Raw genomic sequence first — 5,249 nt, 5'->3', positions numbered from 1 at the left:
ATCGGGTCCGTGCCGTCCAGCACCTCGGAGTTGTCCTGCCGGAGGAAGTCGATGATGTTCTGGAAGAAGCCCGACAGGAAGTAGTACGCCAGCTCGTCCTGATCACCGCCGTCGAGGATCTCGTGGCGGTAGGACAGGACTCCCCGTTCGACCCCGTCCACCGTCACGAGGTCCAGTTTCGACTCGCTCAGCTGTTTCCTGTTGTTCAGCAGTTCGAAGAAGTACGGGTCCTCCAGCACGGCGACGCACTTCCGGTCCCAGTCGGTGAGGCAGGAGTCCTCCTCGTGCATTCCCCGGTACAGCAGGGTTTTCGCGAGTGTGTCGCCTTCCGCCCTCGGCCGGCCTGCCCCGGGATCACCGAAGATGCTCTGGAACAGGTGCGCCGCGTCGACCTTGAACCGCCCCTCGACGTAGTCGGCCATCCCCACCGCTGCGGCGGGCTTGACGAGCTGCGAAGTGACGGAGGGGTATTTCGGCTCCTCGTCGTGGAGGTAGGTCGTTCCCTCCGTCGGGAAGAACACCTTCTGCAGCAGGCTGAGCGCGTAGTAGTGCGACGCCGTGTGCTCGTAGGGGACCTCGAACGACAGGTGGTAGGACAGCGAGAGGTTCGAGTGAGCCACCCAGAACGCCCTGCATCGCACGCCTTCGAACCGCGGCGGGCTGAGGAAGTCGGCGCGCAGCCTCTCGCCCTCGGTCTCCCACCTCACCTGCTTCGGCATGTCGATGTCGATCAGGTCGCACACGTTCGGGCCGTGCTCGGCGCTGAGGTCGTCGCGGCTGTGGGTGTCGATGAGGAAGTCCTCGACGAAGAGCCCTCTCTTGCGATCGGCGATGTCGTTGAACAGCGGCTCGATCGCCAGCGACAGCTCGGTGCTCTGTTCGTGCTTCCGCAGTCCTTCGACGAGCTTCTTGTCCCAGCGCATGCCGGGCGCGTGCTGCCGCAGCGCGGTGTGTAGATCCTCGTGCCTGATCAGCACGGAAATGGTGAGGTTCAGCGTGCCGCCGCTCTCCCGTGCGCCGTCGTCGGTGGAGGGGACGGCTGAGGGAACAACGGGTAATACGACGCCATCCGAGGACGACTGGTTCACGATCTCCCCCATCGATTGCCCAGACGGTGGCGCCTTCAGGGCATCACCCTGCAGGACAATCGCGATCGGGGTCGGGAGGGTTTCGCGCTAGGACCGGGAGACCGGTAACGATTCCGTCACGTGGCGTGCGCGACCAATTCCCGGCGAATGCCGTTGCTCGCCGTTCCGACCTTCTGTCGCAGGTCAGCGAGCCCGGGAAGGGGGTCGAGCAGTCCGATGGAACCGATTCGGCGGCAGGTCCGCACCTGTTCCGCGGCCAGTTCGTTCGATTCCACGTCACCGTTCTTGAGAACGGAGATGGCGAAGAACCTCTCCAGGTGGTCCGCGAGCAGCCCTCCGGTCAGCTCGACCGGGGAATCGGCCAGCAACCCGTACAGCAGGTTGCCGTCGGCCTCCTGTGCGGCGGACAGCGGTGGCTGCACGTACGGGAAGTCGACGATGCGAACACCCAGCTTCGCCCAGATGGCGATCCGGTCGAACTGGTCGATGCCGGACACCGCGGAGTCCTGCTCGTACTGCTCGGCGGTGATGAGCAGCGGGTCGTTCATCTCCAGGAAGACCAGCACCGGCCCGCCGCAGGGGAAGAGCCATTCGGCGAGCTCTCGGCACGCGTCCACGAGCCGTCTCGAGAGACCACGTCCGCGCAGGCCGGGCCGGACGAAGAGGTAGTTCAGGTTCAGCGTGACCACGGCGTGGTCCGGCAGCGGGGTCACCAGGAAGTTGGCGCCGCCGGCCGGGACCCCGTCGATCTCGGCGGTCACGACCAGTTCGCGGAAGGGACCGAGCCGCGCGGAGATCCGCCGGAAGTCAGGACCGCGGTTCAGGTCCATGCACTCGACGAAGCCCTCTCTGCTCTCCTTCTCGTCGGGCAGGGTGAAGGCCTGGTCGTACCCCTCGTAGAAGGCGCGGAACACGCTGCCCGCGCTGTCGTCGCTCGCCGCCACGTCGAGCCCCCGGGAGGACCGGAAGGTGATGTCCATGAGAGGTCCTTCGGCTGGTCGCGGCAGGTCGGAAGAGTGTAGACCGGGACGAGCCGCACCACCGGGGGCCAGAAGCCCTCTTTCCGGTCACCCCTTCACACCCGTGTGCGCGAGCCCCTCGATGAACTGGCGCTGCGCCACCACGAACACCACGAGGATCGGCACGGCCGTCATCGTCGCCGCCGCCAGCTGGACGTTCCACATCGGGCCGCCGTAGATGTCGACGAACTGCGTCAGCGCCTGCGGCAGCGTGAACATGTCCGGCGTCGACAGGTACACGATCGGCTCCAGGTACAGGTTCCACGAGTGCAGGAACGTGAAGATCGCGACCGCGCCGAGAGCCGGGCGGGCCAGCGGCAGCGCCACCTGCCAGAAGATGCCGGCGCGGCCCAGGCCGTCCATCCGCGCGGCCTCCTCCAGCTCGGCAGGGAGCGCGAGGAAGAACTGCCGCATGATGAAGATCGCCAGGACGCAGGGCGCGCCGAAGACCGGCACGATGACCAGCGGCCAGTGCGTGTTGGTGAGGCCGAGCGACTGGAACATCCGGAACAGCGGCACGATCGTCACCTCGCTCGGGATGAGCAGGCCGGTCAGCACCACCACGAACAGCGCGTTCTGGCCGGGGAACCGGATGCGCGCGAACGCGTAGCCCGCCATCGCCGCGACCGCCATCGTGCCGGCGGTGACGACCACCGCGATGTAGAGGCTGTTCCAGTACTGCTGCCCGAACGGCTGCATCCGGAACACCGTCTCGTACGTGGAGAACGTCCACTCCGAGGGCAGCAGCGACTCGGAGAAGATCTCGCCGATCGGCTTCATCGACGAGGTGACCATCCACCACGTCGGGAAGACGAATGGCACGCACAACACGCACAGCAGGCCGTAGAGCCAGATCTTGCGCTTCGAGCCGTCACGACTCATGGAGCACCCACTTCCGGCGCATCCTCCACTGCAGCAGCGTCAGCGCGGCGACGATGACGAACAGCAGCACCGAGATCGTCGCGCCGTAGCCGAAGTGGTGGAACTGGAACGCCTGCTGGTACAGGTAGTAGATCAACACGGTCGTGGACGTGCCGGGGCCGCCCTGGGTGAGCACGGCGATCTGCGCGAACACCTGCAGCGAGCCGACGATCGTGATGATCGACGTGAGCAGGATCGTCGGGCTGATCAACGGGATCGTGATCCGTGTGAACAGGGTCCACGCGCCCGCGCCGTCGATCTTCGCCGCCTCGTACAACGGCGCCGGGACGCCCTGCAGCGCCGCGAGGAACAGCACCATGTTCAGCCCGACGTTCTTGACCACCTGCACGACGACGACCGAGACCATCGCGGTGGTGTCGCCGCGCAGCCAGTTCGGGCCGTCGACGCCGAAGAACCCGAGCAGCCCGTTCACGCTGCCCTCCGGCTGGAGCATCAGCTGCCAGACGAGCGTCCACGCCACCAGCGACACCAGCACGGGGGAGAAGAACAGCGTTCGGAACAGGGTGGTGCCGCGCAGCTTCTGGTTGAGCAGCACCGCGAGCAGCAAGGCCAGCGACAGGTTCAGCACCACCAGCCCGGCGGCGAACCAGGCGGTGGCGACGAGCGACTCGCGCAGCTTCTCGTCCTCCAGCAGCCGCCGGTAGTTCTCGGCGCCGATGAACTCGAACGTGCCGCCGAGGACGTTCCACTCGTTGAGGCTGTACCAGCCGACCATCGCCAGCGGGACGAGCACGAACACGAGGCTGCCGAGCAGGGCGGGCGCGACGAACAGGTAGCCGACCAGGTTGTCGCGCCTGCGGTAGGTCCAGAACGTCACCGGCGCTCCAGCAACGGCTTGATCTTCGCGCACACGCCGTCGAGCACCTGCGCGACGTTCGCGTCCGGCTTCCACAGCGGGTCGAGCGCGGCGCGGATCGTCTGGTTCAGCTCCTCCTGGCCCTGGTGGCTCGGCTTCACCACGCCCTTGCCGATGCCGTCGACCACGACCGACTGGAGCTGCTCCGGCTTGATCAGCGGGTTGCTCTTCGCGAGGGTGTCCGCGTTGAGCAGCGACTGCCGGGCCGGCGGGAAGAACTGGGCGAGCTTCGCGGAGTTGGCGGTGTTGGTGAGGAAGCCGAGGAAGTCCGCGGCGGCCTCGGCGTTCTTCGAGCGCTTCAGCACGCCGACACCGGCCTGGCCGATGACCGCGTAGTCGCCCTTCGGGCCCTTCGGCAGCGGCAGGAGCGTCCAGCCGAACTTCGCGTCCTTCAGCGCGCCGGCCCGCGAGATCTGGCTGACGGCCATCGCGGCGTTGCCCGCGAAGAAGTCGACGGTCGTGCCGGGGCCGGGGATCGCCTTGTCGGTGAAGATCGCCTTGTGGATGAACGCCATCGCGTCCTTCATCTCCCGGTCGGCGAAGCCGCACTCCTCGCCGTTCTCGCTCCAGGCGTTGGCGCCCCAGCCGCGCCAGATCGCCGACAGAACGGCCCAGTTCTGGTACTTGAAGTCCGGCAGCACGAGGTTCTTGCCCGCCGACGCCGCCACGGCCTGCTCCCACGTCGTCGGGAGGTCCTCGACGAGGTCGGTGTTGACGAAGAGCCCGAACGGCGAGGTGGAGAACGGGTAGGCGTAGAGCTCGCCGTCCTTCTCCCAGAGCTTGGTGGCCGACGGCACCAGCTCGTCCGCCTTCTCCACCTTGTCCTTGACGGGCAGCAGCGCGCCGGAGGAGACGAAGTCCGGTGCCGACTCCTCCAGGATCCACGCGAGGTCGGGTGCGTTGCCGCCGGCGATCTGCGTGGTGAGGGTGGTGGTGTAGCCGTCGGCCGGGATCGAGTCGAACTTGATCTCGGTGACGTCCGGGTGGGACGCCTTGTACTCGGAGGCGATCTCGCCGAGCAGCTTGAGGTGCGCCTCGTTGGCGGTCCACACGGTCATGCGCAACGACTTGGGGCCGTCACTGGACGAGCTGCCGCCGCACGCGGTGAGGGCGAGCAGCGCGGCGACGATGAGCGCGGTGAGTCGGGACATCGTTGTCTCCTGGGTCAGTAGCCGGACACATCCGGCCAGCGGAGCTCGACGCCGTCGCGTTCCAGGCGGTGCTGGAAGTCCGCGAGCAGGCCGGGTGTGTTGCGCACCGCGCGAGGGGTGACTCGGTGCGCCAGGCAGAAGTCCGCGAGCGCGCCCGCGACCTCGCCGACGTTCCACTCGACCGGGTGCAGCC

The 5,249-nt window shown here is 67.2% G+C and carries 5 protein-coding genes; all 5 read right to left on the bottom strand.

Features of this window, described 5'->3' with window-relative positions; all coding sequences use genetic code 11:
- Positions 1-1,100 (bottom strand): hypothetical protein (locus VF330_RS40950; protein ID WP_330857150.1); only part of this gene is annotated, 1,100 nt, incomplete at its 3' end.
- Positions 1,101-1,204: 104 nt separating this feature from the next.
- Positions 1,205-2,068 (bottom strand): GNAT family N-acetyltransferase, encoded by an 864-nt coding sequence (locus tag VF330_RS40945; RefSeq protein WP_330857149.1) that lies wholly within the window; start codon positions 2,066-2,068, stop codon positions 1,205-1,207.
- 87 nt (positions 2,069-2,155) lie between these two features.
- Complete coding sequence (locus VF330_RS40940) at positions 2,156-2,989, bottom strand: carbohydrate ABC transporter permease (RefSeq protein ID WP_330857148.1); 834 nt, start codon at positions 2,987-2,989, stop codon at positions 2,156-2,158.
- A complete protein-coding gene (locus tag VF330_RS40935) occupies positions 2,979-3,866 on the bottom strand; it encodes a sugar ABC transporter permease (protein WP_330857147.1) in 888 nt (295 codons plus the stop codon). Before VF330_RS40935 ends, VF330_RS40940 begins: the two co-directional genes overlap by 11 nt.
- Positions 3,863-5,056, bottom strand: a complete 1,194-nt coding sequence (locus tag VF330_RS40930; protein ID WP_330857146.1) for a sugar ABC transporter substrate-binding protein — start codon at positions 5,054-5,056, stop codon at positions 3,863-3,865. The genes VF330_RS40935 and VF330_RS40930 overlap by 4 nt, the downstream gene beginning before the upstream one ends.
- Positions 5,057-5,249 lie beyond the last annotated feature (193 nt).

The organism is Lentzea sp. (assembly GCF_036380075.1).
GTDB lineage: Bacteria > Actinomycetota > Actinomycetes > Mycobacteriales > Pseudonocardiaceae > Lentzea.
Note: the sequence above shows the minus strand (reverse complement) of the source record. Positions and strands in the feature narration are given on the sequence as shown.